Annotated in this window: 23 protein-coding genes; 16 read left to right on the forward strand and 7 right to left on the reverse strand. The window is 42.3% G+C overall.

Annotated elements, in window-relative coordinates; genetic code table 11:
* The first annotated feature begins 118 nt into the window (after positions 1-118).
* The 3 genes from FGK98_RS02370 to FGK98_RS02385 all read left to right on the forward strand — a co-directional run bounded on the left by FGK98_RS02370 (position 119) and on the right by FGK98_RS02385 (position 3,282).
* Positions 119-796 (forward strand): response regulator transcription factor, encoded by a 678-nt coding sequence (locus FGK98_RS02370; RefSeq protein WP_138099867.1) that lies wholly within the window; start codon positions 119-121, stop codon positions 794-796.
* A complete protein-coding gene (locus FGK98_RS02375; RefSeq protein ID WP_138099868.1) occupies positions 789-1,763 on the forward strand; it encodes a HAMP domain-containing histidine kinase in 975 nt (324 codons plus the stop codon). The genes FGK98_RS02370 and FGK98_RS02375 overlap by 8 nt, the downstream gene beginning before the upstream one ends.
* 469 nt (positions 1,764-2,232) lie before the next feature.
* Positions 2,233-3,282, forward strand: coding sequence for a TIGR00341 family protein (locus FGK98_RS02385; protein WP_138099870.1), 1,050 nt, complete (start codon positions 2,233-2,235; stop codon positions 3,280-3,282).
* A 211-nt stretch (positions 3,283-3,493) separates the two neighbouring features.
* Here FGK98_RS02385 and thrS read toward each other — a convergent pair whose 3' ends face one another.
* The 3 genes from thrS to FGK98_RS02400 all read right to left on the reverse strand — a co-directional run bounded on the left by thrS (position 3,494) and on the right by FGK98_RS02400 (position 6,706).
* Positions 3,494-5,437, reverse strand: coding sequence for a threonine--tRNA ligase (gene thrS, locus FGK98_RS02390; RefSeq protein ID WP_138099871.1), 1,944 nt, complete (start codon positions 5,435-5,437; stop codon positions 3,494-3,496).
* Positions 5,438-5,447: 10 nt separating this feature from the next.
* A complete protein-coding gene (locus tag FGK98_RS02395) occupies positions 5,448-6,074 on the reverse strand; it encodes an adenylate kinase family protein (RefSeq protein ID WP_171011101.1) in 627 nt (208 codons plus the stop codon).
* Between the two features lie 266 nt (positions 6,075-6,340).
* Positions 6,341-6,706, reverse strand: a complete 366-nt coding sequence (locus FGK98_RS02400) for a hypothetical protein (RefSeq protein ID WP_138099873.1) — start codon at positions 6,704-6,706, stop codon at positions 6,341-6,343.
* Between the two features lie 197 nt (positions 6,707-6,903).
* On the opposite strand from FGK98_RS02400, the gene FGK98_RS02405 reads away from it, so the two are divergent.
* The 3 genes from FGK98_RS02405 (at position 6,904) to FGK98_RS02415 (ending at position 9,327) form a co-directional block, all read left to right on the forward strand.
* Complete coding sequence (locus FGK98_RS02405; protein WP_138099874.1) at positions 6,904-7,746, forward strand: metallophosphoesterase family protein; 843 nt, start codon at positions 6,904-6,906, stop codon at positions 7,744-7,746.
* Between the two features lie 56 nt (positions 7,747-7,802).
* Positions 7,803-8,240 (forward strand): Rrf2 family transcriptional regulator, encoded by a 438-nt coding sequence (locus FGK98_RS02410; protein ID WP_138099875.1) that lies wholly within the window; start codon positions 7,803-7,805, stop codon positions 8,238-8,240.
* A gap of 67 nt (positions 8,241-8,307) precedes the next feature.
* Positions 8,308-9,327 carry a YdcF family protein gene (locus tag FGK98_RS02415; RefSeq protein WP_138099876.1) on the forward strand — a complete coding sequence of 340 codons (1,020 nt, stop codon included), beginning with the start codon at positions 8,308-8,310 and terminating at the stop codon, positions 9,325-9,327.
* A gap of 38 nt (positions 9,328-9,365) precedes the next feature.
* Here the strand turns inward: FGK98_RS02415 and FGK98_RS02420 are convergent, their stop codons facing one another.
* From FGK98_RS02420 to FGK98_RS02435, 4 genes are read right to left on the reverse strand one after another with little or no spacing between them, the layout of a single operon-like run.
* The gene (locus FGK98_RS02420; RefSeq protein WP_138099877.1) at positions 9,366-10,025 is read right to left on the reverse strand and encodes an amino acid ABC transporter permease; all 660 of its coding nucleotides are present in this window, start codon (positions 10,023-10,025) and stop codon (positions 9,366-9,368) included.
* A 9-nt stretch (positions 10,026-10,034) separates the two neighbouring features.
* Positions 10,035-10,712 carry an amino acid ABC transporter permease gene (locus FGK98_RS02425; RefSeq protein ID WP_138099878.1) on the reverse strand — a complete coding sequence of 226 codons (678 nt, stop codon included), beginning with the start codon at positions 10,710-10,712 and terminating at the stop codon, positions 10,035-10,037.
* 12 nt (positions 10,713-10,724) lie between these two features.
* The gene (locus FGK98_RS02430; protein WP_138099879.1) at positions 10,725-11,519 is read right to left on the reverse strand and encodes a transporter substrate-binding domain-containing protein; all 795 of its coding nucleotides are present in this window, start codon (positions 11,517-11,519) and stop codon (positions 10,725-10,727) included.
* A gap of 10 nt (positions 11,520-11,529) precedes the next feature.
* The gene (locus FGK98_RS02435) at positions 11,530-12,288 is read right to left on the reverse strand and encodes an amino acid ABC transporter ATP-binding protein (RefSeq protein ID WP_138099880.1); all 759 of its coding nucleotides are present in this window, start codon (positions 12,286-12,288) and stop codon (positions 11,530-11,532) included.
* 177 nt (positions 12,289-12,465) lie between these two features.
* On the opposite strand from FGK98_RS02435, the gene recJ reads away from it, so the two are divergent.
* The 10 genes from recJ (at position 12,466) to FGK98_RS02485 (ending at position 24,482) form a co-directional block, all read left to right on the forward strand.
* Positions 12,466-14,688 carry a single-stranded-DNA-specific exonuclease RecJ gene (gene recJ / locus FGK98_RS02440; protein ID WP_171011144.1) on the forward strand — a complete coding sequence of 741 codons (2,223 nt, stop codon included), beginning with the start codon at positions 12,466-12,468 and terminating at the stop codon, positions 14,686-14,688.
* Between the two features lie 174 nt (positions 14,689-14,862).
* Positions 14,863-16,524 carry a ribonuclease J gene (locus FGK98_RS02445; RefSeq protein ID WP_138099881.1) on the forward strand — a complete coding sequence of 554 codons (1,662 nt, stop codon included), beginning with the start codon at positions 14,863-14,865 and terminating at the stop codon, positions 16,522-16,524.
* 69 nt (positions 16,525-16,593) lie between these two features.
* Positions 16,594-17,373: an alpha/beta hydrolase gene (locus FGK98_RS02450; RefSeq protein ID WP_138099882.1), complete on the forward strand. Its 780-nt coding sequence runs from the start codon at positions 16,594-16,596 to the stop codon at positions 17,371-17,373.
* Between the two features lie 106 nt (positions 17,374-17,479).
* Positions 17,480-18,181 (forward strand): M57 family metalloprotease, encoded by a 702-nt coding sequence (locus tag FGK98_RS02455; protein ID WP_138099883.1) that lies wholly within the window; start codon positions 17,480-17,482, stop codon positions 18,179-18,181.
* Positions 18,182-18,281: 100 nt separating this feature from the next.
* Positions 18,282-20,129: an excinuclease ABC subunit UvrC gene (gene uvrC, locus FGK98_RS02460; protein ID WP_138099884.1), complete on the forward strand. Its 1,848-nt coding sequence runs from the start codon at positions 18,282-18,284 to the stop codon at positions 20,127-20,129.
* Positions 20,119-20,964, forward strand: coding sequence for a metallophosphoesterase family protein (locus FGK98_RS02465; protein WP_138099885.1), 846 nt, complete (start codon positions 20,119-20,121; stop codon positions 20,962-20,964). Before uvrC ends, FGK98_RS02465 begins: the two co-directional genes overlap by 11 nt.
* Before the next feature lie 151 nt (positions 20,965-21,115).
* Positions 21,116-21,640, forward strand: coding sequence for a hypothetical protein (locus FGK98_RS02470; protein WP_000720917.1), 525 nt, complete (start codon positions 21,116-21,118; stop codon positions 21,638-21,640).
* A 185-nt stretch (positions 21,641-21,825) separates the two neighbouring features.
* Entirely contained in the window at positions 21,826-22,431 is a 606-nt protein-coding gene (locus FGK98_RS02475; protein WP_138099886.1) for a nitroreductase family protein, read from the forward strand.
* A gap of 12 nt (positions 22,432-22,443) precedes the next feature.
* On the forward strand, positions 22,444-23,844 hold the full coding sequence (gene pepV / locus FGK98_RS02480; protein WP_138099887.1) for a dipeptidase PepV: 1,401 nt from the start codon (positions 22,444-22,446) through the stop codon (positions 23,842-23,844).
* A gap of 53 nt (positions 23,845-23,897) precedes the next feature.
* On the forward strand, positions 23,898-24,482 hold the full coding sequence (locus FGK98_RS02485; protein ID WP_138099888.1) for a uracil-DNA glycosylase family protein: 585 nt from the start codon (positions 23,898-23,900) through the stop codon (positions 24,480-24,482).
* Positions 24,483-24,491: the final 9 nt, after the last annotated feature.

Here is a 24,491-nt window from a genome sequence, read left to right on the forward strand (position 1 = left end):
TTTAGCTTTCGTTTCCGAATTTGGATTTGAAAAATAGGTTGATAAACAGTAGGGATACTAATCCATAGATTTTTTATTAAGGTATTTGATATTTTGAACAAGAGTAAAGGAGGAGCGCATGCACAAGATTTTACTAGTAGAAGATGACCAAGTCATTCGGCAACAAGTGGGGAAACTGCTCTCAGAGTGGGGCTTTGAGGTCGTTTTGGTAGAAGACTTTATGCAAGTGTTGAGTTTATTTGTCCAGTCGGAACCTCATCTGGTCCTCATGGATATTGGTCTGCCTCTGTTTAATGGTTATCACTGGTGCCAGGAGATTCGCAAGATTTCCAAGGTACCGATCATGTTTCTGTCTTCGAGAGATCAGGCTATGGATATTGTCATGGCGATCAATATGGGGGCGGATGACTTTGTGACCAAGCCTTTTGACCAGCAGGTTCTTTTGGCTAAGGTTCAGGGATTACTGCGCCGTTCCTATGAGTTTGGACGAGATGAAAGTTTGCTAGAGTATGCAGGTGTTATCCTCAATACCAAGTCTATGGACCTGCACTATCAGGGTGAAGTCCTGAGCTTAACTAAGAATGAATTTCAAATTTTGCGAGTCTTGTTTGAGCATGCTGGCAATATCGTGGCGCGTGATGACCTGATGCGGGAACTCTGGAACAGCGACTTTTTTATCGACGACAATACCCTGTCTGTCAATGTTGCTCGTTTGCGCAAAAAGCTTGAGGAACAAGGATTAGCTGGCTTTATCGAAACCAAGAAAGGGATAGGATACGGACTGAAACATGCTTGATTGGAAACCATTTTTTTTAGCCTATCTGCGCTCTCGCAGTCGCATTTTTGCCTATATTTTTTCTCTAGGGTTTCTTATCCTTCTCTTTCAATTTCTGTTTGCTAGTCTAGGATCTTATTTTCTTTATTTTTTGCTGCTCAGTAGTTTTTTGACTTTCTTATTTTTGGCTTGGGACATGTTTGCAGAAGCTCAGGTTTACCGACAGGCAGTTCTCTATGCTGAGAGAAATCCCAAGTCTCCTCTGGAATGTGCGTTGGCAGAGAAACTCGAAGAGCGGGAGTCTGAATTGTATCAAAAGAAGTCGGAAGCCCAAAGCAAGCTGACGGATTTGCTTGATTACTATACTTTGTGGGTCCATCAGATTAAGACGCCCATTGCTGCTAGTCGCCTTTTAGTAGCAGAAGTCTCTGATCGTGAGGTCAAGCAGCAACTGGAACAGGAAATTTTCAAGATTGACTCCTATACCAATCTGGTTTTGCAGTACTTACGTTTAGAGAGTTTTCACGATGACTTGGTATTTGAACAGGTCCAAGTGGAGGACTTGGTCAAGGAGATGGTTCGCAAGTACGCACTTTTCTTTATTCAAAAAGGTTTGACTGTCAATCTGCATGACCTTGATCAAACAATCGTGACCGATAAGAAATGGTTGTTAGTAGTCATTGAACAAATCCTTTCAAACAGCCTTAAATACACCAAGGAAGGTGGTTTGGAAATCTATATGGAGAATCAAGAGCTCTGTATCAAGGATACGGGAATCGGTATTAAAAACAGTGATGTACTCCGAGTCTTTGAACGTGGCTTTTCAGGCTACAATGGGCGTTTAACCCAGCAGTCATCTGGGCTTGGACTCTACCTATCCAAGAAAATCTCTGAAGAACTTGGCCATCAAATTCGTATCGAGTCTGAGGTCGGGAAAGGAACGACAGTGCGGATTCAGTTTGCTCAAGTGAATCTAGTCCTTGAGTGAGAAGAGTGGATAAGAGCCCAGGATAAAACAACTGGGCTTTTTTATCTTTAACTATATATTCTAGTAAATTGTTTTATCTAGTAGAAATATGGTTTCCTCACAAAAATGTAAGATTACTATTTTAAATGTAAGATAACTGTACGATATAACAGTAATATTTCTGATAAAATTTAAAAATGAGAAAGAGGAGATGTGTGAAAAAGTTTAATACTTTTCAACTCAAAACGTTTTTTATTCTTCGGATAAGGAATCTAAAATTTCTTGCTTTACATATCTATTAAATTGATAGATTTCTTCAGAGAAAGACTGTAAAATTTTTGATATAATGTTAAGGATGGACTGACGGATACTTAAAGGATAATTTTCAAAAGAATAACAGGCGAGGATTAAAAATACGTAAGATTGGACAGAAGTCCTTCTACCATCATCCATGCAGAAATAAGATTATATGAAATAAAAGGAGTAACCGATGACCGGAAACTATTCAACACGTGAATACCGTGAGAAATTATATGATGATCTTCATGTTCGATTAAGAGATACAGTGATTTTGATGTGTGCGATTTTTATTGCCTCTATCGGACTAAATATGAATTCAACAGCTGTCATTATTGGAGCCATGCTGATTTCCCCTCTTATGACACCAATTGTTGGACTGGGATTTGGTTTAGCTATTTTTGATACGCGTTTAATCAAACAATCTCTAAAGGTTTTATTTACTCAAGTATTGGTCAGTTTGCTTGTCTCGACTCTGTATTTCTGGATTTCTCCCTTATCTTATGCAAGTAGCGAATTGATTGCACGAACCTCTCCAACCATTTGGGATGTTCTCATTGCTATTGCTGGTGGGATAGCAGGTGTAATTGGTTCAAGGAAAAAAGAAGCAAATAATATCGTGCCAGGAGTAGCCATTGCAACAGCTCTGATGCCACCTATCTGTACTGCAGGCTATGGTTTAGCTAATGGAAATGTACGATTTTTATTTGGAGCTCTTTATCTTTTCTTGATCAACTGTGTCTTTATCATGCTAACAAACATTGTTGGAACAAGAATTTTGATGAGAAAATCTCCCTTAAGTTCATTTAAAGAGTTAAACATTAAAATGAGAATTGGGTTGATATCCTTGATTGTATTATTGATTCTTCCGGCCAGCTATTCAGCAGTCACTCTGACGATAGACCAAGCGCGAAAAGAAGGAATCAAACAGTTTGTAGGAAAAGAGTTCGCCAATTATACGGTCATTAATCAAGTCTACAAGTCAAGGGACAATGAATTGGTCTTGACGGTTGTTGGAGATCCGATTTCAGAAGAAGAATTAGAAACGATTCATCAAAAACAAGCCTCTTACGGTATTCAATCTGTTCAATTGAAAGTCAATCAAGTCCATAATTCGACAAAATTAGACAGTGAGACGACCAAGGAATTTTATGAAACTATTAACAAGTATATCGATCAAAAACTCTCTGAAAAAGATTCACAAAAAGATCTCGTAAAAGAAAATGAAGCAGACAAGGATTGAGGATATTGACCTTATCCAACTCATGAAACCAAATCTTGGGAGGGTATCCTATATCCAAAAGTTAGTGGATAAAATGGATTGTTGATGAGGATATCATTTGAGGTGGTTTGACAGATCACTATAAGCTCAGGTTAAATAAAATATAAAAAAGCAACAGCTGTTTCAGTTGTTGCTTTTTAGGTAGCTAGGATTTTATCCCAGGTTTTATCTCTTATTTCTCAACGCGTGATTTGTTGGCGATATCAGCTAGGATAGCTTGAACAAAGTCATCAACTGAGACAGTTTGTGTTTCTTTTTGGCCATAGCGACGAACGTTGACTGTTCCGTCTTCCATTTCCTTGTCCCCAACGATCAATTGGTAAGGAATCTTGCTTGTTTGTGAAGCACGGATCTTGAACTGCATTTTTTCATTGCGTTCATCTACATCTGCACGGACACCACAGTCACGGAGTTTCTTGGCTACTTTCCAAGCGTAGTCCACATGTTTTTCGTTAGATACTGGGATAAGGGTCACTTGATGTGGTGCAAGCCATGTTGGGAAGGCACCCTTGTAGTTCTCAATCAAGATAGCTGTGAAGCGTTCCATAGTTGAGATAACTCCACGGTGGATCATAACTGGACGGTGTTCCTCACCATCTGCTCCAACATATTTGAGGTCGAAGCGTTCTGGAAGCAAGAAGTCAAGCTGGATAGTAGAAAGGGTTTCTTCTTTACCGAGGGCAGTTTTCACTTGGATATCCAATTTTGGTCCGTAGAAGGCTGCTTCACCTTCAGCTTCAAAGTAGTCCAGTTCCATATCATCCATAGCTGCTTTCAACATGCGTTGTGCATTTTCCCACATCTCATCGTTGTCAAAGTATTTGTGTTTATCTTCTGGGTCACGATAAGACAAGCGGAAACGGTAATCTGTCAAATTAAAGTCTTCATACACGTCGATAATCAATTGAAGAATTTTCTTGAATTCTTCCTCAATTTGTTCTGGAGCCACAAAAGTATGACCATCATTTAGGGACATTTCACGTACACGTTGAAGGCCTGTAAGGGCGCCAGATTTTTCATATCGGTGCATCATGCCAATCTCAGCGATACGGATTGGTAATTCACGGTATGAGTGTACATGGTGTTTATAAACTTCGATATGGTGAGGACAGTTCATTGGGCGGAGGACAAACTCTTCACCGTCCCCCATGTCCATAGTTGGGAACATATCTTCACGGTAGTGATCCCAGTGACCAGAAGTTTTATAGAGTTCCACTGAGGCAATTGGTGGAGTGTAAACATGTTGGTAGCCTGCAGAGATTTCCTTGTCGACAATGTAGCGTTCCAATTCACGACGGATAGTGGCACCGTTTGGTAACCAGAATGGTAAACCTTGTCCGACTTCTTGTGAAATCATGAAGAGGTCAAGCTCTTTACCGAGTTTACGGTGGTCACGTTCCTTGGCTTCTTCAAGCATTTGAAGGTAGTTCTTCAAGTCTTTCTTGTCAAACCAAGCTGTACCGTAGATTCGTTGCATCATTGCGTTGTCGCTATTTCCACGCCAGTAGGCACCAGCTACGTTGAGCAGGTGGAAGATTTGGATACGACCTGTTGATGGGACGTGCGGGCCACGACAGAGGTCCACGTATTCACCCTGACGGTAGATGGTCAAACCACCTTCGTCCTCAGAGTGTTCTTCAATCAATTCCAACTTGTAAGGGTCGTTTTTGAAGATTTCACGCGCTTCATCTTTAGTCACTTCTTCACGAATAGAAGGGAAGTTTTCTTTAACGATTTTTTGCATTTCTTCTTCGATACGAGGTAGGTCTTCATTGGAGATTTGACCAGCAGTATTGTCGGTATCGTAGTAGAAACCATCTTCGATAGCTGGCCCAACTCCCAAGTGAATATCTGGGAAAAGGCGACGAGCTGCTTGGGCAAACAAGTGAGCAGCTGAGTGGCGCAAGATTGGAAGGGCATCTTCGTGATCAGGTGTCACGATTTCGATGCTTCCATCTTCAGTAATCGCACGAGTCGTGTCGATGAGTTTGCCGTTAAATTTACCAGCGAGAGCTTTTTTAGCTAGGGAATTGCTGATACTTTGCGCAATTTCAAAAGTAGTAACGCCAGATTCGAATTCACGAACAGCGCCATCTGGGAAAGTAATCTTAATCATGGTTTTCTCCTTAAATATTTATTATATTTTTGTTGGACAATTTTAAGAGCCGAGCAACCTCTTCCGCAGTTTGATTCTCTGATTGACTGCCATCTGTTATGAGGTTAGGATAGCCTAATAACACCGCTTCCTTACGAACCATTTGAGCAAAAAGAATGTCTCGTTGCATCCAGTTTTCAAAAGCTTGTTCAGGGTTGGTTGTACCCTCTAAGACATAAGGAACCCATTCTCTCTGTCTATAATGCTTTTTCTGAAAATCAGCTGTCGGAGTCAAGCATAGATAAGAGGGCACTGGGCATTCAAGCTCCTTTACCAAGTGAGGCAAAAGTCCTGCTCCCTCCACCAAGAGAGGCCTATCTTGATTTTTTATCAAGTAAGATTTTACATAAGGAAAAATCTCTTCATAAAAGCGCCATTCTTCATCTGCCATCTCTTCTGGATTTCTCATCCAGATTTGTTCCGGATTTCTGTCCTGTCTAAGAAGGCAAATTGGCTGTGAGTCTGCACTTGCTTGACTCATCATCTCGTCTACCAAATCATCCAGTTTGATATGAAGCAGCTGATACTGTCTAGCAAGAAGTGAAGCAATTGTTGACTTCCCACTACAAGGCGATCCGCCAATCATATAAAGTACCATTCTCCCTCCTTCTAACAAAAGAAAAACGACATCCTCAAAAGGACGTCGCAACGTGGTTCCACCTTCATTTATGTTCCTCAAAAAGAGGGACACCTCTGATTGGCTTTAACGTGGCCACCGTTTTATGTTTGCATAAAAGTCAGTAGAGTAGTATCAGTTTAGGCTTTCTATGCGTTTCCAGCAACCACGCACTCTCTAGTAGAAAGGGACTAAGTGACTTGTCTCTATGGATTATTATAGCATGATTGCGAGATTTTTCAAGGCTTTTATCCTATTTTTTTACTTTTCTGCTTGTTTGTAAGATGACTAAGACCTTTCCCTGAAGCCATACCAAGTAGGGTAAAGAGTTCATAAGCTAGGAAATAAACGAGAATGAACTCACCAAAAGTGATGATGGTAAAGCAATAGAGCAGACCAATACCGATCAGCCACCACAGTGAGAATTGGAAACGGTAGCTATAAAGAAGGGACACGATGAAGGTTGCCAAAGGTGAAAAGAGGATGATGTTATAAATGTAAAGTCCTTTCAGCGTATAAGGGTCAGATATCAGCAGTAAAAGCAACTCATAGAAAGGCCAGTAAAAGAAGAAAATGACAAGGTAGTATGGGATATACTTAAGATAGTTCCGCATGGCAATAGTCCTCCAATCTGCAAAAATAGAGAGATGTTGAAGACCACATGATCCTAAATGAAGGGGAGTTCTCTACCTATATTATAGCACGATTTGGAAGCTCTTACAAGTTGATCAGGTAAGCAGTGATAGTGATTTTTTGGAGTGTTTTCTGCTATAATACTAACAGAAGAAGTAAGAGGAAATGAGGAGAAAGAATGACGAAAATAGCAGTTCTTTCAGATATACATGGGAATACGACAGCCTTGGAGGCTGTACTGGCTGATGCTGAAAAGGCAAAGGTAGATGAGTACTGGCTTTTGGGGGATATTCTTATGCCGGGAACGGGGCGTAGAAGGATTTTGAATCTCTTAGCTAGCTTGCCCATCACTGCAAGAGTGCTGGGAAATTGGGAGAATAGTCTCTGGCGAGGCTTGCATCGTAAGCTAGAACCTACAAAAGCGAGTCATCGTTATCTCCTGCGCCAAAGTCAGTACATCTTAGAAGAAATTAGCCCTAAAGAAATCGAAGACCTCCACAATCAACCCATGCAAGTTCATCGTCAGTTTGGTGATTTGACGGTAGGAATCACTCACCATCTCCCTGATAAAAACTGGGGTAGGGAGTTGATTCATACGGGAAAACAAGAAGATTTTGATAGATTAGTGACGAATCCACACGCCTCCATCGCAGTATATGGTCATATCCACCAACAGTTGCTTCGTTATGGAAGTGATGGACAGTTGATTCTCAATCCAGGTTCGATTGGGCAACCCTTCTTTTTAGATGCAGGGTTGCGTAAGGATCTGCGTGCTCAGTATATGATTTTAGAGTTTGATGAAGCAGGTTTGTCTGATGTTGATTTTCGTCGAGTGGATTATGATGTAGAAGCCGAATTGCAACTGGCTAGGGACTTAAAGCTCCCCTATTTCCAGATTTACTATGAAAGTTTGATAAATGGAATTCACCACACTCATAATCATAGGCTTCTGTCTGAAATCGCCCAAGAACAAGGGCATGATGCTGAGTTGGATGCGTGGCTGGATAGTGGTAACGATTGACATTACAACATAAAAGGGTATAATGGGTATCAGATAGGATGTGAAAGGAGAAGAAGATGCAAATTTCAAGTCGATTTACGATTGCGACTCATATGTTAATCATTATTGCCATCAAGAGTCAAGAGAGCAAAGTGACCAGTGATTTTCTCGCAGCCAGCGTTGGAGTCAATCCAGTCATTATTCGCAAAATCTTGTCCCAACTCAAAAAAGCTGAGCTGATATCAGTTGCGCGTGGGACGGGCGGTACCGAGATTATCAAAGACCTCCAAGATATCAGCCTTTTTGATGTTTATCAGGCTGTTGAATGTTTAGGAAAATCAGGTGAACTCTTTAGTTTTCATGACAATCCCAACCCCAACTGTCCAGTAGGGGCACACATTCATGAAGTCTTGGATCAAAAATTGCTGGATATCCAACTAGCGATGGAAAACCAGCTTCGTCAGATGAGTCTGGCTCAGGTTGTGGAAGATGCTCAGGATAAAATGACAAAGTAAGAGGGCTAGAGTCCTCTTTTTCTATATGGATAATTATGATAAAATGTACTTATAAAAGGAGGAAGAAATGTATCTCGTTATAGGAATTGTATTAGCCTTTATAGTGTCATTTTTGAAGGATAATAGAAGTTTGTGGAATCCAGTGTTATTTTTATTATCCCTTATTTCAAGTTATATTTATCTATCCTACCTTTTTTATAAAAATGGGTATGAGAATGTTCAGTTAGCTTTTTATGTATTTGCCTTTATTATACTCCCCTTGCTGATTTTTCTGAGTGGCATCTTTTTAATCTATAATGGTGTCATTCTACTGAAACGAGAAGGACGTTCCAAGGCAAATTATTTGTCTCTAGGATTAGGGTGCGTGATTCTATTCTTTTTTGTGATCATGGCGATTCGAGTGAGCGATACCAAGGGCTTGTTCTACACCAATCATCTAGTGAATATTATCTTTTTCTTTTTGATTTATTCGTATTTGATTTTTGGTTTTGCCTTTGCAGGATTTCTGCTTTATTCTATCCTGTATCTTTTTATTCCTAAGAAAAAATATTATGATTTTATCATCATTCACGGAGCAGGCTTGTTGAATGGAGAAAAAGTGACTCCCTTACTAAAGAGTCGCATTGATAAGGCAGTAGAAGCCTATCGCCAGTCTCGTAATCCCAATGTTAAAATCATCGCGAGTGGTGGTCAAGGTGGAGATGAAAAGATATCCGAAGCTCAGGCGATTTGTAATTATTTGTTGGAAGAGACAGATATTCCGAGAGAAGCGATTCTCCTAGAGGAAGACTCAACGACGACCTATGAGAATCTTCTCTTCTCAAAAGAAATGGGAGAGAAGCTGGTGACCAGTCCACGTTTTCTCTTTGTGACCAATGATTACCATGTTTTTCGTACCAGTACCTATGCTCGCCGTATTGGGATGAAGGGAGATGGCCTTGGTTGCCGTACAGCCGCCTACTATATCCCATCGGCCTTTATCAGAGAATATATTGCTCTATGTGTGAAGATGAGATGGCTTTTTATCGCCTTCTATATTTTATTAATTTTAGCTCTGATTTTCTCCTATAGAGGTGTTCTATGGTAATCAAAAAATCAGCTCTCCATACATGGAGAGCTGTTTCTTTATTCTGCTGCTTGTTGCCACCGTTTGGCTAGCATACGGGACAGGCTTGAAATTACTAGGTTAAAGCTGAAGTAGATGAGGGCAATCAGGATGTAAAGGCTAAAGACCTGCTCTGGTTCGAAATAACGACCCATGAGAATTTGGCTGGCGCCAAAGAGTTCTTGTAGGGCGATAACAGAGTAGAGAAGGCTGGTATCCTTAATCACGGTTACAAACTGAGAAATGATAGCTGGCAGCATTTTGCGGATTGCTTGTGGGAGAATGATGTAGTAGAGAATTTGCGCAGAGGTGAATCCTTGCGACATTCCTGCTTCGTATTGTCCCTTGTCTACGGCATTGAGGCCACCTCGGATAATCTCAGCCAAGGCTGCTGACGTAAAGAGGGTGAAGGCGGTAATGCCAGCTGGTGTCGACTTCATCTTGAATACCAAAAAAATAGTGAAAATCCAGAGAAGGTTGGGAACATTACGCACAAATTCGATGTAAATGCTGGAGATGATTCGCAAGACAGGATTTTTCCCATTTCGCATAACTGCAAGTACCGTCCCGATCAGGGTAGAGAGGACGATGGCAATTAGAGAAATATAGAGGGTCAAGCCAAATCCTTTAAAGATAAAGATTAGGTTATCTGGGGTCAAAACTTCTAAAATAGATTCCATAGTAACCTCCTAAAGTGAATAGGCTTTTTTGTTGGCTTGCTCCATCTTGCGACCAAACTGGGCAACAGGGAAGCATAGAGCAAAGTAGAGAAGAGCAGCGCCTAAAAAGGCTGGGATATAGTTTCCGTTGAGAGCCGACCAAGACTTAGTCACAAACATCAAGTCCACCCCAGAGATGATAGCAACGGTTGAAGTATTCTTGATAAGGTTAACGATTTGGTTGGTCAAAGGAGGGAGAATGATACGGAAGGCCTGAGGCAAGATAATCAAGCGCATGGCACTGATATAGGTGAAACCTTGTGATAAGGCAGCTTCCATCTGACCATTAGGGATGGACTGAATCCCTGAACGAATAACCTCAGCAATATAGGCACCGTGATAAAGTCCGACGCAGAGAACAGCTGTCCAATAAATCGAAATCATGATGGTGTGATCACTGATAAGAGGTAGACCATAAAAAACGATGACAAACTGTACCAAGAGGGGGGTGTTTTGGTAAAATTCGACAAAGATACGAGCCAAAATTCTTAAAATTTGATGTTTGCTAGTTGATAGGACTCCAAAGATGATTCCTAAGACCATAGCTAGGATAAAGGATCCAATCGCTAGGGCAAGGGTGAAGAGGAAACCATTGAAAAATTGTCCAAAATCCTGAAAATAGGCTGTCCAAGATGATAAATCTGTCATGGGGTGTCCTCCTTAATCTGCAGTATGGCTAGATGGTTTGAGCTTGTAACGGTCATAAAGTTTCTGCAGACTACCGTCCTTGCTCCATTTAGTGACCAAGTTATCAAGATAATCGTTGAGGTCAGTGTTTGATTTCTTGGTAACAATACCGTAGTCAGATGGTTTGAAACTATCATCTAGGAGCTCTGTTCGTTTACTGGTGTAGCCAGATAGGATAGAGCGGTCCACGGAAAAGGCATCGATACGGTGAGCGTGAAGGGAAGTAATCAATTCTGGGTAGGAACCAAGTTCGACGAATTTAAACTTCAGACCCTTCTTTTTACCCAGTTCGGTAATTAAGCGTTGGGTGATAGAGCCTTGGGCAACCCCGATGGTTTTGCCATTTAGGTCTTCAAGGCTTTTGATGTTGGCAGATTTATTGACCAAAAAACCAGAAGCGTCCGTATAGTAGGGACTGGTGAAGTTGTAGAGTTTTTTACGTTCTTCTGTGATGGTAAATGTCGCGATATCCAAATCGACCTGTTCATTGTCAAGAAGAGGGCCACGGGTTTGAGCGGTAACAGGAACGTAGCGAACCTTGACCTTGAGCTCATCTGCAATCATCTTGGCAAGGTCAGTTTCGATACCAGAATAAGTCCCTGTCTTGGGATCCTTGTAGCCAAAATTGGGAACGTCTTGTTTCACACCGACAACTAGCTCGCCTCTCTTTTGAATATCTGCGACACTAGTGTCGGCCTGAACTGGCGTAGCTAGGCTAAGGCTGATAAGACTCATCAATAAAACTAATAAAAAGGGTTTCTTTTTCATAGGTGCCTCCTTATTTGACTTTGTCACTTTCGTGGTTGATAATTTTGCTGAGGAATTGTTGGGCACGAGGTTCGCTTGGATTGTCGAAAAAGTCATCGACATCTGTCGTATCCACCAAAACTTCTCCGTCAGCCATAAAGATGATGCGGTCCGCAACCTCTCGAGCAAATCCCATTTCGTGTGTAACGATGATCATATTCATCCCGTCATGTGCCAGTTTTTGCATAACTGCTAGTACATCACCGATAGTCTCAGGGTCAAGGGCAGATGTTGGCTCATCAAAGAGAAGTAGCTCCGGATGCATGGCAAGACCACGAGCGATGGCGATCCGCTGTTTTTGTCCACCAGATAGCATGGCTGGATAGGAATCTTTCTTGTCCCACATATTTACAAATTCCAGATATTTTTGGGCTGTTTTTTCAGCTTCTTTTTTATCAATTCCTAGAACTTTTACGGGTGCTAGTGTTACGTTTTCTAACACAGTTTTGTGTGGGTAAAGGTTAAAATGCTGGAAAACCATACCGACTTCCTTACGAAGAGGCACCAAATCTTTCTGGCTAGCACCTGCTACTTGGTGTCCATTGACTAGGAGATTTCCTTTGTCAACAGCCTCCAAACCATTAATCGTACGGATAAGAGTGGATTTTCCAGAACCAGAAGGTCCAAGCAGGACAACGACTTGTCCTTTTTCAAAACGGAGATTGATGTCGCGGAGTGCGTGGTAGTCTCCGTAATATTTTTCGACGTGTTTAAATTCTACTAAAGCCATGAGAGATCTCCTTTGTGTTAGATTTTATAACACGATTTTACAACAAAAGATTTGCCTTGTCAAATCATATCTGAAAAAAATTCACTAAAATTTTATAAAAAAGCAATCTGGATAGAGAAAATGCCTAAATCATGTTATAATGAAACGATAGAATTCTTAGAAAGAGTGGATGTTTTTTTGATAACTCCTACTTATGAATGGCAGTTTGCCCCGCAGGTAGAAGATGCGGATTTTACAAAGATAGCCAAGAAGGCTGGACTGGGTCCTGAAGTGGCTCGGTTATTATTTGAAAGAGGGATTCAGGATGAAGAAAGTCTGAAAAAATTTTTAGAACCTTCTTTAGAGGACTTACATGATCCCTATCTGCTCCATGATATGGATAAGGCAGTGGCACGGATTCGTCAGGCCATTGAAGAAGGGGAAAACATTCTCATCTATGGAGACTACGATGCGGATGGAATGACTTCAGCTTCTATTGTTAAGGAAAGTTTGGAACAGCTTGGCGCTGAGTGCCGTGTTTACCTGCCCAATCGTTTTACCGACGGTTATGGACCTAATGCCAGTGTTTATAAGTACTTTATCGAGCAAGAGGGGATTTCCTTGATTGTGACGGTGGACAATGGAGTTGCGGGTCACGAAGCCATTGATTTTGCCCAGTCTATGGGAGTGGATGTTATTGTGACCGACCACCACTCCATGCCTGAAACCTTGCCAGATGCTTATGCGATTGTTCATCCCGAGCATCCAGATGCGGACTATCCTTTCAAACAGTTGGCTGGTTGCGGAGTGGCTTTCAAGCTGGCTTGCGCTCTTTTAGAAGAAGTACAAGTGGAGTTGCTTGATTTGGTTGCCATCGGAACCATTGCCGATATGGTGAGTCTGACGGATGAAAACCGTATCTTGGTTCAATATGGTCTGGAAATGTTGGGGCATACTCAACGCATAGGTTTGCAAGAAATGCTGGACATGGCTGGGATTGCTGCCAACGAAGTGACAGAAGAAACGGTTGGTTTCCAATTGGCACCTCGCCTGAATGCTTTGGGGCGCTTGGATGATCCTAATCCAGCCATTGATTTGCTGACCGGATTTGATGATGAGGAAGCGCATGAGATTGCCCTTATGATTCACCAGAAAAACGAAGAGCGTAAGGAAATCGTACAATCTATCTATGAAGAAGCCAAGACCATGGTGGATCCTGAAAAGAAGGTCCAGGTCTTAGCCAAGGAAGGTTGGAATCCTGGGGTTCTAGGAATCGTGGCTGGGCGCTTGCTGGAAGAATTGGGGCAAACAGTTATTGTTCTTAATATCGAAGACGGTCGTGCCAAGGGGAGTGCTCGTAGTGTGGAAGCGGTCGATATTTTTGAAGCCTTGGATCCCCATCGGGATCTCTTCATCGCCTTTGGAGGCCATGCTGGTGCGGCGGGTATGACGCTAGAAGTGGAGAAACTTTCAGATTTATCTCAGGTCTTGGAGGACTATATCCGTGAAAAAGGTGCAGATGCTAGTGGTAAGAACAAGTTAAATCTAGATGAGGAGTTGGATTTAGAGACACTTAGCTTAGAAACGGTCAAAAGTTTTGAACGTTTGGCACCTTTTGGAATGGACAATCAGAAACCTGTTTTTTACATCAGGGATTTCAATGTCGAGAGTGCTCGCAGTATGGGGGCGGGCAATGCCCATCTCAAGCTGAAAATTTCTAAGGGAGAAGCGAGTTTTGAAGTGGTAGCCTTCGGTCAAGGCAGATTGGTAACGGAATTTGCTCAAACCAAGAATCTAGAATTGGCAGTTACCCTGTCTGTCAACCAATGGAATGGGCAAACTGCCCTCCAGTTGATGATGGTGGATGCGCGTGTGGAGGGTGTTCAACTCTTTAACATTCGTGGGAAGAATACAGCCTTGCCAGAAGGGGTTCCAGTCTTGGACTTTGCTGGAGAATTACCAGAATTAGCAACCAGTGATGCTGTTGTTGTGAAAACCATTCCTGAAGATATTACTCAGCTGAAGACCATTTTTCAGGAACAAAATTTCTCTGCAGTCTATTTCAAGAACGACATTGACAAGGCCTACTATCTAACAGGTTATGGGACCAGAGAACAGTTTGCTAAATTGTACAAGACCATTTACCAGTTCCCAGAGTTTGATATTCGCTATAAGCTTAAAGACTTAGCAGCCTATCTCAATATCCAACAAATCTTATTGGTCAAGATGATTCAAGTATTTGAGGAACTTGGCTTTGTGACGATCAAAGATGGTGTCATGACAGTCAATAAAGAAGCGCCGAAGCGGGAGATAGGAGAAAGTCAGATTTACCAAAATCTCAAACAAACCGTCAAAAATCAAGAAATCATGGCACTAGGTACCGTGCAAGAAATATATGATTTCTTAATGGCAGAAAACTAGAAGATAGGAAAGAGTTGGGGAACCAGCTCTTTTTTGAAAACAAATCTTCATTTTGAAAATCATCAAAAAAATGGTATAATGGTAGGAAAAGATTCGGCTGAGAGTTTTAGAACTTTTAGAATAAGAGGGTGAACCTACCCTATAATCAAGATAAACTAAGGTTTCGGAGGGAAAATGAGTAATATCAGTTTAACAACACTTGGTGGTGTGCGTGAAAACGGGAAAAATATGTACATTGCAGAGATCGATGGATCTATTTTTGTTTTGGATGCGGGGCTTAAATACCCTGAAAATGAACAGCTTGGGGTCGACGTCGTCATTCCAAATATGGATTATCTTTTTGAAAATAGCGATCGTATCGCTGGGGTCTTCTTAACCCACGGACATGCGGATGCCATTGGAGCTCTGCCTTACCTTTTGGCAGAGGCTAAGGTGCCTGTGTTTGGCTCTGAGTTGACCATCGAGTTGGCAAAACTCTTTGTCAAAGGAAATGATGCTGTTAAGAAATTCAATGACTTCCATGTGATTGATGAGGATACGGAGATTGACTTTGGAGGAACTGTAGTTTCCTTCTTCCGTACAACTCACTCCATCCCAGAAAGTTTGGGAGTCGTCTTGAAAACTCCAAAAGGGAGCATTGTTTACACAGGTGACTTCAAGTTTGACCAGACTGCTAGTGAATCCTATGCGACTGATTTTGGTCGCTTGGCCGAGATTGGTCGTGAGGGTGTCTTGGCTCTTCTCAGTGACTCGGCTAATGCGGACAGCAATATCCAAGTAGCGAGTGAGAGTGAAGTTGGAGAGGAAATTACCCAAACCATTGCAGACTGGGAAGGTCGAATCATCGTTGCGGCTGTTGCCAGCAACCTCTCTCGTATCCAGCAGGTCTTTGATGCTGCAGCGGACACAGGTCGTCGAGTTGTTTTGACTGGATTTGATGTTGAAAATATCGTCCGCACAGCGATTCGTCTCAAAAAATTGTCTCTAGCAAACGAAAGTCTCTTGATTAAACCCAAAGAAATGTCTCGATTTGAAGACCATGAGTTGATTATCCTTGAGACTGGTCGTATGGGTGAGCCTATTAATGGACTTCGCAAGATGTCTATCGGACGCCACCGTTATGTGGAAATCAAAGATGGGGACTTGGTCTATATCGTAACGACTCCATCTATCGCCAAAGAAGCTGTTATGGCACGTGTGGAAAATATGATCTACCAAGCTGGTGGTGTAGTGAAACTCATTACCCAAAGTTTGCGAGTATCTGGACACGGGAATGCGCGTGATCTTCAGTTGATGATTAATCTCTTGCAACCCAAGTATCTCTTCCCTATCCAAGGGGAATACCGTGAGTTGGATGCGCATGCCAAGGCTGCCATGGCAGTTGGGATGTTGCCAGAGCGTATTTTTATCCCTAAAAAGGGAACAACCATGTCCTACGAACACGGGGACTTTGTTCCTGCTGGCGGAGTTTCTGCAGGTGATGTCTTGATTGACGGAAATGCTATCGGAGATGTTGGGAATGTCGTTCTTCGCGACCGTAAAGTCTTGTCAGAGGACGGGATTTTCATCGTTGCCATTACCGTAAATAGACGTGAGAAAAAAATCATCGCTAAGGCGCGAGTTCACACGCGCGGATTTGTTTATCTCAAGAAGAGCCGTGACATTCTCCGTGAAAGTTCAGAACTGATCAACCAAATTGTGGAAGACTATCTCCAAGGTGATGATTTTGACTGGGCTGATCTCAAAGGGAAGGTCCGTGATGGCTTGGCCAAGTATCTCTTTGATCAAACCAAGCGTCGTCCAGCAATCTTGCCAGTCGTGATGGAAGCAAAATAATAAGCAACATACCTACAGAAAAAGTCGAATTTCGGCTTTTTCTTATAGAATAGTATAAAGGAGAAAACCATGGCAGTTATGAATATCGAGTATTACTCTGAAGTTTTGGATATGGAGTGGGGCGTTACCGTACTCTATCCTGATGCCAGTCGGGTAACAGAACCAGAGTGCACAGATATTCCTGTTCTTTATCTTTTGCATGGAATGTCAGGAAATCAGAATAGCTGGCTCAAGCGTACCAATGTCGAGCGCTTGTTGCGGGGAACCAATCTTATTGTTATCATGCCCAATACTAGTAATGGTTGGTACACAGATACCCAGTATGGTTTTGACTACTTTACTGCTCTAGCAGAAGAGTTGCCTCAGGTTATGAAACGTTTCTTCCCCAATATGACCAGCAAGCGAGAAAAGACCTTCATTGCGGGTCTCTCCATGGGAGGCTATGGTTCCTTCAAGCTGGCTCTCGCAACCAATCGTTTTTCTCATGCGGCTAGTTTTTCTGGTGCACTCAGTTTTCAGGAATTTTCTCCTGAAAGTCAGGATTTGGGCTCTCTTGCCTACTGGCGAGGAGTTTTTGGAGAAATCAAAGACTGGACAGCTAGCCCTCATTCGCTTGAAAGTATTGCTACGAAATCGGATAAAAAAACCAAACTTTGGGCTTGGTGTGGCGAACAAGACTATCTCTACTCAGCCAATAAGCTCGCTGTAAAAAACCTCAAAAAGCTTGGTTTTGAAGTGACCTATAGTCATAGTGCTGGCACTCATGAGTGGTACTACTGGGAAAAACAATTGGAGCGTTTTTTAGCTACTCTACCAATTAACTTTGTTTTGGAAGAGCGCTTATCTTAGTTTTAGGTTTTTTTCAGTTTTTTTGAGTAAAATAGAGAATCTATCTTGATTATGGGAGACCATCGATTTTAAGATAGATTCTTATTTTTATGAAAGGTGGAGTGTCATGTTCTGGATTATTCGATTATTTCTCCGATTTCTTTTGGGAATTTGGCGTTTCTTTTGGCGTCTGGTCTGGACCTTGATCATCATCCTTCTCCTTGCTTTTGGAGTGCTATGGTATCTGACAGGTGATTTTCATTCTGCGGTCAATCAGGTTGAAAAAATGAGCCAGATTGGTCAAGGCGGCTGGAATCAATGGCAGGAAACGGGAACTTTGGAAGTTTTGTCTCAGAATGACAGTCACCAACATGCTGAAGGCAAGTGGGCTCAGGCTTCAGCCCGTATCTATATTGATTCTCGGATGGATGAGACCTTCCAAGCTGCCTATGCAGAAGCGATTAAAAACTGGAATCAAACGGGAGCCTTTACCTTTGAGGTGGTAGCGGATTCAAGCCAAGCAGATATTGTGGCAAGTGAAATGAATGATGGATCGACAGCCGTAGCTGGCCAAGCCGAGAGTCAAACCAATCTGTTGACCAATCAGTTTATATCTGTAACGGTTCGCCTGAATCATTATTATCTATCCAATCCAAGTTATGGTTATTCTTATGAACGGATCGTGCATACGGCGGAGCACGAGCTGGGGCATGCTATCGGATTGGATCATACCAACGAGACTTCTGTTATGCAGCCTGCCGGCTCCTACTATGGGATTCAGCCTCAGGATGTGAAAGCTGTTCAAGAACTCTATACCAGTAGCGATTAGATGAAGTCGGTGCAATCTGAAAAAAATCAAAGCTCCTCCATCAAGTGATCGGTGGGGCTTTTTGTTCGTCCTGTTACAGGCTTTTTGCTATAATGGAACTATGAATAACTTGATCAAATCAAAACTAGAGCTCTTGCCGACCAGCCCTGGTTGTTACATTCACAAGGATAAAAATGGCACCATTATTTATGTAGGAAAGGCTAAAAATCTACGCAATCGCGTGCGGTCCTACTTCCGTGGCAGTCACGATACCAAGACGGAGGCTCTGGTATCTGAGATTGTGGATTTTGAATTTATCGTCACTGAGTCCAATATTGAGGCGCTTCTGCTGGAAATCAACCTTATCAAGGAAAACAAGCCCAAGTACAATATCATGCTCAAGGATGACAAGTCTTATCCCTTCATCAAAATCACCAATGAGCGTTATCCTCGTTTGATTATTACCCGTCAGGTTAAAAAGGACGGTGGTCTTTATTTTGGCCCTTATCCCGATGTGGGAGCGGCTAATGAAATCAAGCGACTACTGGATCGGATTTTCCCTTTTCGTAAGTGTACCAATCCACCGTCTAAGGTTTGTTTTTACTATCATATCGGCCAATGTATGGCCCACACCATATGTAAGAAGGATGAGGCCTATTTCAAGTCCATGGCTCAGGAGGTTTCTGATTTTCTAAAAGGACAGGATGACAAAATCATCGATGACCTCAAAGGAAAGATGGCAATGTCTGCTCAAAGTATGGAGTTTGAACGGGCAGCGGAATACCGTGACCTGATTCAGGCCATTGGAACACTTCGGACCAAGCAACGGGTTATGGCGAAAGATTTGCAAAATCGCGACGTCTTTGGCTACTATGTGGATAAGGGCTGGATGTGTGTTCAGGTTTTCTTTGTCCGTCAAGGCAAGCTCATTGAGCGGGATGTCAATCTCTTCCCTTACTACAACGATCCGGACGAGGACTTTTTGACCTATGTAGGACAATTCTATCAAGAAAAATCCCACCTGGTTCCCAATGAGGTATTGATTCCGCAGGATATTGATGAAGAAGCTGTCAAGGCCTTGGTGGATACCAAGATTCTCAAACCCCAGCGTGGAGAGAAAAAACAACTGGTCAATCTAGCCATAAAAAATGCCCGTGTTAGTCTGGAGCAGAAGTTTAATCTGCTAGAAAAATCTGTCGAAAAGACCCAAGGAGCTATTGAAAATCTGGGTCGCTTGCTCCAAATCCCGACCCCAGTCCGCATCGAGTCCTTCGACAACTCCAATATCATGGGAACCAGTCCTGTTTCAGCTATGGTGGTCTTTGTTAATGGCAAACCAAGTAAGAAGGATTACCGAAAGTACAAGATAAAAACGGTTGTTGGACCAGATGACTATGCTAGCATGAGAGAAGTCATTCGCAGACGTTATGGCCGAGTTCAACGTGATGGTTTGACTCCTCCAGATTTGATTGTCATCGATGGGGGACAAGGTCAAGTCAATATCGCAAAGCAAGTTATTCAAGAGGAGCTGGGCTTGGACATTCCCATTGCTGGGCTGCAAAAAAATGATAAGCACCAAACCCATGAACTGCTCTTTGGAGATCCGCTTGAGGTGGTGGAGTTATCACGAAATTCTCAGGAATTTTTCCTCCTCCAACGCATCCAAGATGAGGTGCATCGCTTTGCCATCACCTTCCACCGGCAACTGCGCTCCAAAAATTCTTTTTCATCACAATTGGATGGGATTGACGGTCTAGGACCTAAACGCAAGCAGAATCTCATGAAGCATTTCAAGTCTCTGACTAAAATCAAGGAAGCCAGTGTGGATGAGATTGTCGAAGTTGGTGTGCCAAGGGCAGTCGCAGAAACTGTGAAGAGAAAGTTGAACCCTCAGGAAGAAGTGGAGTTGGCTCAAGTGGCAGAAGAGAGTGTAGATTACCAAACAGAAGGAGAGTATCATGAACCATAAAATCGCAATTTTATCAGATATTCATGGCAATGCAACGGCACTAGAAGCAGTGATTGCAGATGCTAAAACTCAAGGAGTCAGTGAATATTGGCTTATGGGAGACATTTTCCTCCCTGGTCCAGGTGCAAATGACTTGGTCGCCCTGCTAAAGGATCTTCCTATCACGGCAAGTGTTCGAGGCAATTGGGATGATTGTGTCCTTGAGGCTTTAGATGGGCAATATGGCTTAGAAGACCCACAGGAAGTTCAGCTCTTACGTATGACACAGTATTTGATGGAGCGAATGGATCCTGCAACGATTGTCTGGCTACGAAGCTTGCCTATGCTGGAAAAGAAAGAAGTTGACGGACTGCGCTTTTCTCTTTCTCATAATTTGCCTGATAAGAACTATGGTGGTGACTTGCTGGTTCACAATGATACAGATAAATTTGACCAACTGCTAGATGAGGAAACCGACGTGGCAGTTTACGGTCATGTCCACAAGCAGTTGCTTCGTTATGGTAGTCAAGGACAACAAATCATCAATCCAGGTACGATTGGCATGCCCTATTTTGACTGGGAGGCGTTAAAAAATCACCGTGCCCAGTATGCCGTGATAGAGGTTGAAGATGGAGAATTGGTAAATATTCTATTTCGAAAAGTTTCTTATGATTACGAAGCGGAGTTAGAATTGGCCAAGTCCAAGGGCCTTCCCTTTATCGAAATGTATGAAGAGCTACGCCGAGATGACAATTATCAGGGGCACAATCTGGAACTTTTAGCTAGTTTAATTGAAAAGCATGGGTATGTAGAGGATGTAAAGAATTATTTTGATTTTTTGCAAAGTGAGAAATAAAGCGGGTAGCCCATATTTTGAAGTGAGGTGGTAGCCGAATTGTTTAGAAGAGAGTCAGACGATAAGGAAGAAAAGATGGCTTAGCTAAAGTTTGACATTGAAATTATTTTGTTATACAATGAACTTAATTCTTAATATAAAGGAGAACATTATGAAGAAAATTATTACAGCCAGTATGGCTCTTTTATCTGTTGTTGTTTTAGCAGCATGTTCAGGGAAAACAACGTCTGATTCTTCGACTAAGACTTCAAGCTCTGTAGAACAAACTTCTTCTTCAGAGACTTCATCAACAACGTCTAGTTCAAAGACAGAAAATAATGAGGTTGTTTTGATCACCGATGAAGAAATTGACAATGCTAAAACTGTTGGAGATGTGAAGAAAGTCTTTGGTAAACTAGTCGACAATTATAAAAAGCATGCAGTTGAAATTGGGGAAAAAATTCCAGAGAGTGGAAAAGAAGCATATAACGCCCAAGTTGAACCAGCGCTTAAGTCTATGGAGACTGTAAGAGAGTCATTTAACGAAAGCCTTTCAAGTATTGGTTCTGATGATACAGTAGTGCCAGAACAAACTCGTACTCTATTTGTTCAACAGTTGAAAACTGGACGTGACACAATGAAGAAAGCGCTGGAAGCGGCTTATAAAGCAATTGCTCCATACACATCTGGTCAATAATATAAGAAAGTAGGTGTTCGATCACCTGCTTTTTGATTGCTTCAAATCTAAAGCGATACCTACTTAAATAGCTCCAAATTAATAGCAGAGAGTTTGAAAGAAGTACTAACTCTATGAAAAATCTCTGCAAGCTCTTTCAGAATATGGTAGAATGGAAGAAGTAGAATTAGAAAAGGAAATCGATTATGAAATTTCTTGAATTAAATAAAAAACGTCATGCGACTAAGCATTTCACTGATAAGCCAGTGGATCCCAAAGATGTTCGCACAGCTATTGAAATCGCAACTTTAGCCCCAAGTGCCCACAACAGCCAGCCATGGAAATTTGTGGTCGTTCGTGAGAAAAATGCTGAATTGGCAAAATTGGCTTATGGTTCGAACTTTGAGCAGGTATCATCGGCACCTGTAACCATTGCCTTGTTTACCGATACAGACCTTGCCAAACGAGCCCGCAAGATTGCCCGCGTTGGTGGTGCAAAGAACTTCTCAGAAGAGCAACTTCAATATTTTATGAAGAATTTGCCTGCTGAATTTGTACGTTACAGTGAACAACAGGTCAGTGACTACCTAGCCCTCAATGCTGGTTTGGTTGCCATGAACTTGGTTCTGGCTCTTACAGACCAAGGAATCGGTTCTAACGTTATTCTTGGATTTGACAAATCAAAAGCCAATGAAGTTTTAGATATCGAAGACCGTTTCCGCCCAGAACTTTTGATCACAGTGGGTTACACAGACGAAAAATTGGAACCAAGCTACCGCTTGCCAGTGGATGAAATCATCGAGAAAAGATAGAAAGAAGAAAAAATGACAGCAATTGATTTTACAGCAGAAGTAGAAAAACGCAAAGAAGACCTCTTGGCTGACTTGTTTAGCCTTTTGGAAATCAACTCAGAACGTGATGACAGCAAAGCGGATGCGCAACATCCATTTGGACCTGGTCCAGTAAAAGCCTTGGAGAAATTCCTTGAAATCGCAGACCGTGATGGTTATCCAACTAAAAATGTTGATAACTATGCAGGACATTTTGAGTTTGGTGATGGAGAAGAAGTTCTCGGAATCTTTGCCCACATGGATGTAGTGCCAGCTGGTAGTGGTTGGGACACTGATCCATACACACCAACCATCAAGGACGGTCGTCTCTACGCGCGTGGTGCTTCTGATGATAAGGGTCCTACAACAGCTTGTTACTATGGTTTGAAAATCATCAAAGAACTGGGCCTTCCAACTTCTAAGAAAGTCCGCTTTATCGTTGGAACGGATGAAGAATCAGGCTGGGCAGACATGGACTACTATTTTGAACATGTAGGACTAGCAAAACCAGACTTCGGTTTCTCACCAGACGCTGAATTCCCAATCATCAATGGTGAAAAAGGAAACATTACTGAATACCTCCACTTTAGTGGTGAAAATGCAGGTGCTGCCCGTCTTCACAGCTTCACAGGTGGCTTGCGTGAAAACATGGTACCAGAATCAGCAACGGCACTCGTTTCAGGTGATTTGGCTGACTTGCAAGGGAAACTAGATACTTTTGTTTCAGAACACAAACTCAGAGGAGAAATCCAAGAAGAAGCTGGCAAATACAAGGTTACCATCATTGGTAAATCAGCCCATGGTGCTATGCCTGCATCAGGCGTCAATGGTGCAACTTACCTTGCTCTCTTCCTCAGCCAGTTTGCCTTTGCAGGTCCTGCCAAAGACTATCTTGACATCGCTGGTAATATTCTCTTGAATGACCATGAGGGTGAAAATCTCAAGGTGGCTCATGTTGATGAAAAGATGGGTGCCCTTTCTATGAATGCGGGTGTCTTCCGCTTTGACGAAACAAGTGCTGATAATACCATTGCCCTCAACTTCCGTTATCCAAAAGGAACGAGCCCTGAGCATATCCAGTCAATCCTTGAAAGCTTGCCAGTTGCTTCTGTTAGCTTGTCAGAACATGGTCATACCCCTCACTATGTGCCAATGGAAGATCCGCTTGTCCAAACCTTGTTGAGCGTTTATGAGAAACAAACAGGTCTTCAAGGTCACGAGCAAGTTATCGGTGGTGGAACTTTCGGACGTTTATTGGAACGCGGAGTTGCCTACGGAGCCATGTTCCCAGACTCTATCGATACCATGCACCAAGCCAATGAATTTATCGCCTTGAACGATCTCTTCCGAGCAGCAGCAATATATGCAGAAGCTATCTATGAATTAATCAAATAAAACGATAGAAGTCTGAGATTTTATGCTTAGACTTCTTTTTGGAGGGAAAACAGATGTCTCAAATCGAAAGAATCAAACAAGCCATTATGGCTGATTCGCAAAACAAAAGCTATACAGATCAGGGGATAGAGCCCCTCTTTGCAGCGCCAAAGACAGCTCGCATCAATATCATCGGTCAGGCACCGGGACTTAAAACCCAGAAAGCAGGTCTTTACTGGAAGGATAAAAGTGGCAACCGCTTACGGGACTGGCTCGGCGTGGATGAAGACACTTTTTATAACTCAGGTTACTTTGCAGTTATGCCCATGGATTTCTACTTTCCAGGACATGGGAAATCCGGTGACTTACCGCCCAGAACGGGTTTTGCAGAAAAGTGGCACCCTAAACTTTTGAAAGAATTACCAGATATTCAATTGACGCTCTTGATTGGTCAGTATGCTCAGGCTTACTATCTGCATGAGAAAGTCAGTGGAAAGGTAACAGATCGTGTGCATCGGTTTAAGGATTATCTGCCAGAATTTTTCCCTCTTGTGCACCCGTCACCTCGGAACCAAATCTGGATGAAAAAAAATCCTTGGTTCGAGGAAGAAGTAGTGCCAGAACTTCAAGCATTAGTAAATAAGATTATTCATCAATAAAGGAGAAAA

The organism is Streptococcus australis (assembly GCF_901543175.1).
Taxonomy (GTDB): domain Bacteria; phylum Bacillota; class Bacilli; order Lactobacillales; family Streptococcaceae; genus Streptococcus; species Streptococcus australis_A.

Bases quoted from the DNA above. Each gene is read 5' to 3' on its own strand.
- FGK98_RS02475 (WP_138099886.1), top strand. From the start codon at position 21,826: ATGAAATTTCTTGAATTAAATAAAAAACGTCATGCGACTAAGCATTTC.
- FGK98_RS02410 (WP_138099875.1), top strand. From the start codon at position 7,803: ATGCAAATTTCAAGTCGATTTACGATTGCGACTCATATGTTAATCATT.
- FGK98_RS02375 (WP_138099868.1), top strand. From the start codon at position 789: ATGCTTGATTGGAAACCATTTTTTTTAGCCTATCTGCGCTCTCGCAGT.
- FGK98_RS02385 (WP_138099870.1), top strand. From the start codon at position 2,233: ATGACCGGAAACTATTCAACACGTGAATACCGTGAGAAATTATATGAT.
- FGK98_RS02465 (WP_138099885.1), top strand. From the start codon at position 20,119: ATGAACCATAAAATCGCAATTTTATCAGATATTCATGGCAATGCAACG.
- FGK98_RS02425 (WP_138099878.1), bottom strand. From the start codon at position 10,712: ATGACAGATTTATCATCTTGGACAGCCTATTTTCAGGATTTTGGACAA.
- FGK98_RS02395 (WP_171011101.1), bottom strand. From the start codon at position 6,074: ATGGTACTTTATATGATTGGCGGATCGCCTTGTAGTGGGAAGTCAACA.
- FGK98_RS02470 (WP_000720917.1), top strand. From the start codon at position 21,116: ATGAAGAAAATTATTACAGCCAGTATGGCTCTTTTATCTGTTGTTGTT.
- FGK98_RS02430 (WP_138099879.1), bottom strand. From the start codon at position 11,519: ATGAAAAAGAAACCCTTTTTATTAGTTTTATTGATGAGTCTTATCAGC.
- pepV (WP_138099887.1), top strand. From the start codon at position 22,444: ATGACAGCAATTGATTTTACAGCAGAAGTAGAAAAACGCAAAGAAGAC.
- FGK98_RS02415 (WP_138099876.1), top strand. From the start codon at position 8,308: ATGTATCTCGTTATAGGAATTGTATTAGCCTTTATAGTGTCATTTTTG.
- uvrC (WP_138099884.1), top strand. From the start codon at position 18,282: ATGAATAACTTGATCAAATCAAAACTAGAGCTCTTGCCGACCAGCCCT.
- FGK98_RS02485 (WP_138099888.1), top strand. From the start codon at position 23,898: ATGTCTCAAATCGAAAGAATCAAACAAGCCATTATGGCTGATTCGCAA.
- FGK98_RS02445 (WP_138099881.1), top strand. From the start codon at position 14,863: ATGAGTAATATCAGTTTAACAACACTTGGTGGTGTGCGTGAAAACGGG.
- FGK98_RS02370 (WP_138099867.1), top strand. From the start codon at position 119: ATGCACAAGATTTTACTAGTAGAAGATGACCAAGTCATTCGGCAACAA.
- FGK98_RS02400 (WP_138099873.1), bottom strand. From the start codon at position 6,706: ATGCGGAACTATCTTAAGTATATCCCATACTACCTTGTCATTTTCTTC.
- FGK98_RS02420 (WP_138099877.1), bottom strand. From the start codon at position 10,025: ATGGAATCTATTTTAGAAGTTTTGACCCCAGATAACCTAATCTTTATC.
- FGK98_RS02435 (WP_138099880.1), bottom strand. From the start codon at position 12,288: ATGGCTTTAGTAGAATTTAAACACGTCGAAAAATATTACGGAGACTAC.
- FGK98_RS02455 (WP_138099883.1), top strand. From the start codon at position 17,480: ATGTTCTGGATTATTCGATTATTTCTCCGATTTCTTTTGGGAATTTGG.
- FGK98_RS02450 (WP_138099882.1), top strand. From the start codon at position 16,594: ATGGCAGTTATGAATATCGAGTATTACTCTGAAGTTTTGGATATGGAG.
- FGK98_RS02405 (WP_138099874.1), top strand. From the start codon at position 6,904: ATGACGAAAATAGCAGTTCTTTCAGATATACATGGGAATACGACAGCC.
- thrS (WP_138099871.1), bottom strand. From the start codon at position 5,437: ATGATTAAGATTACTTTCCCAGATGGCGCTGTTCGTGAATTCGAATCT.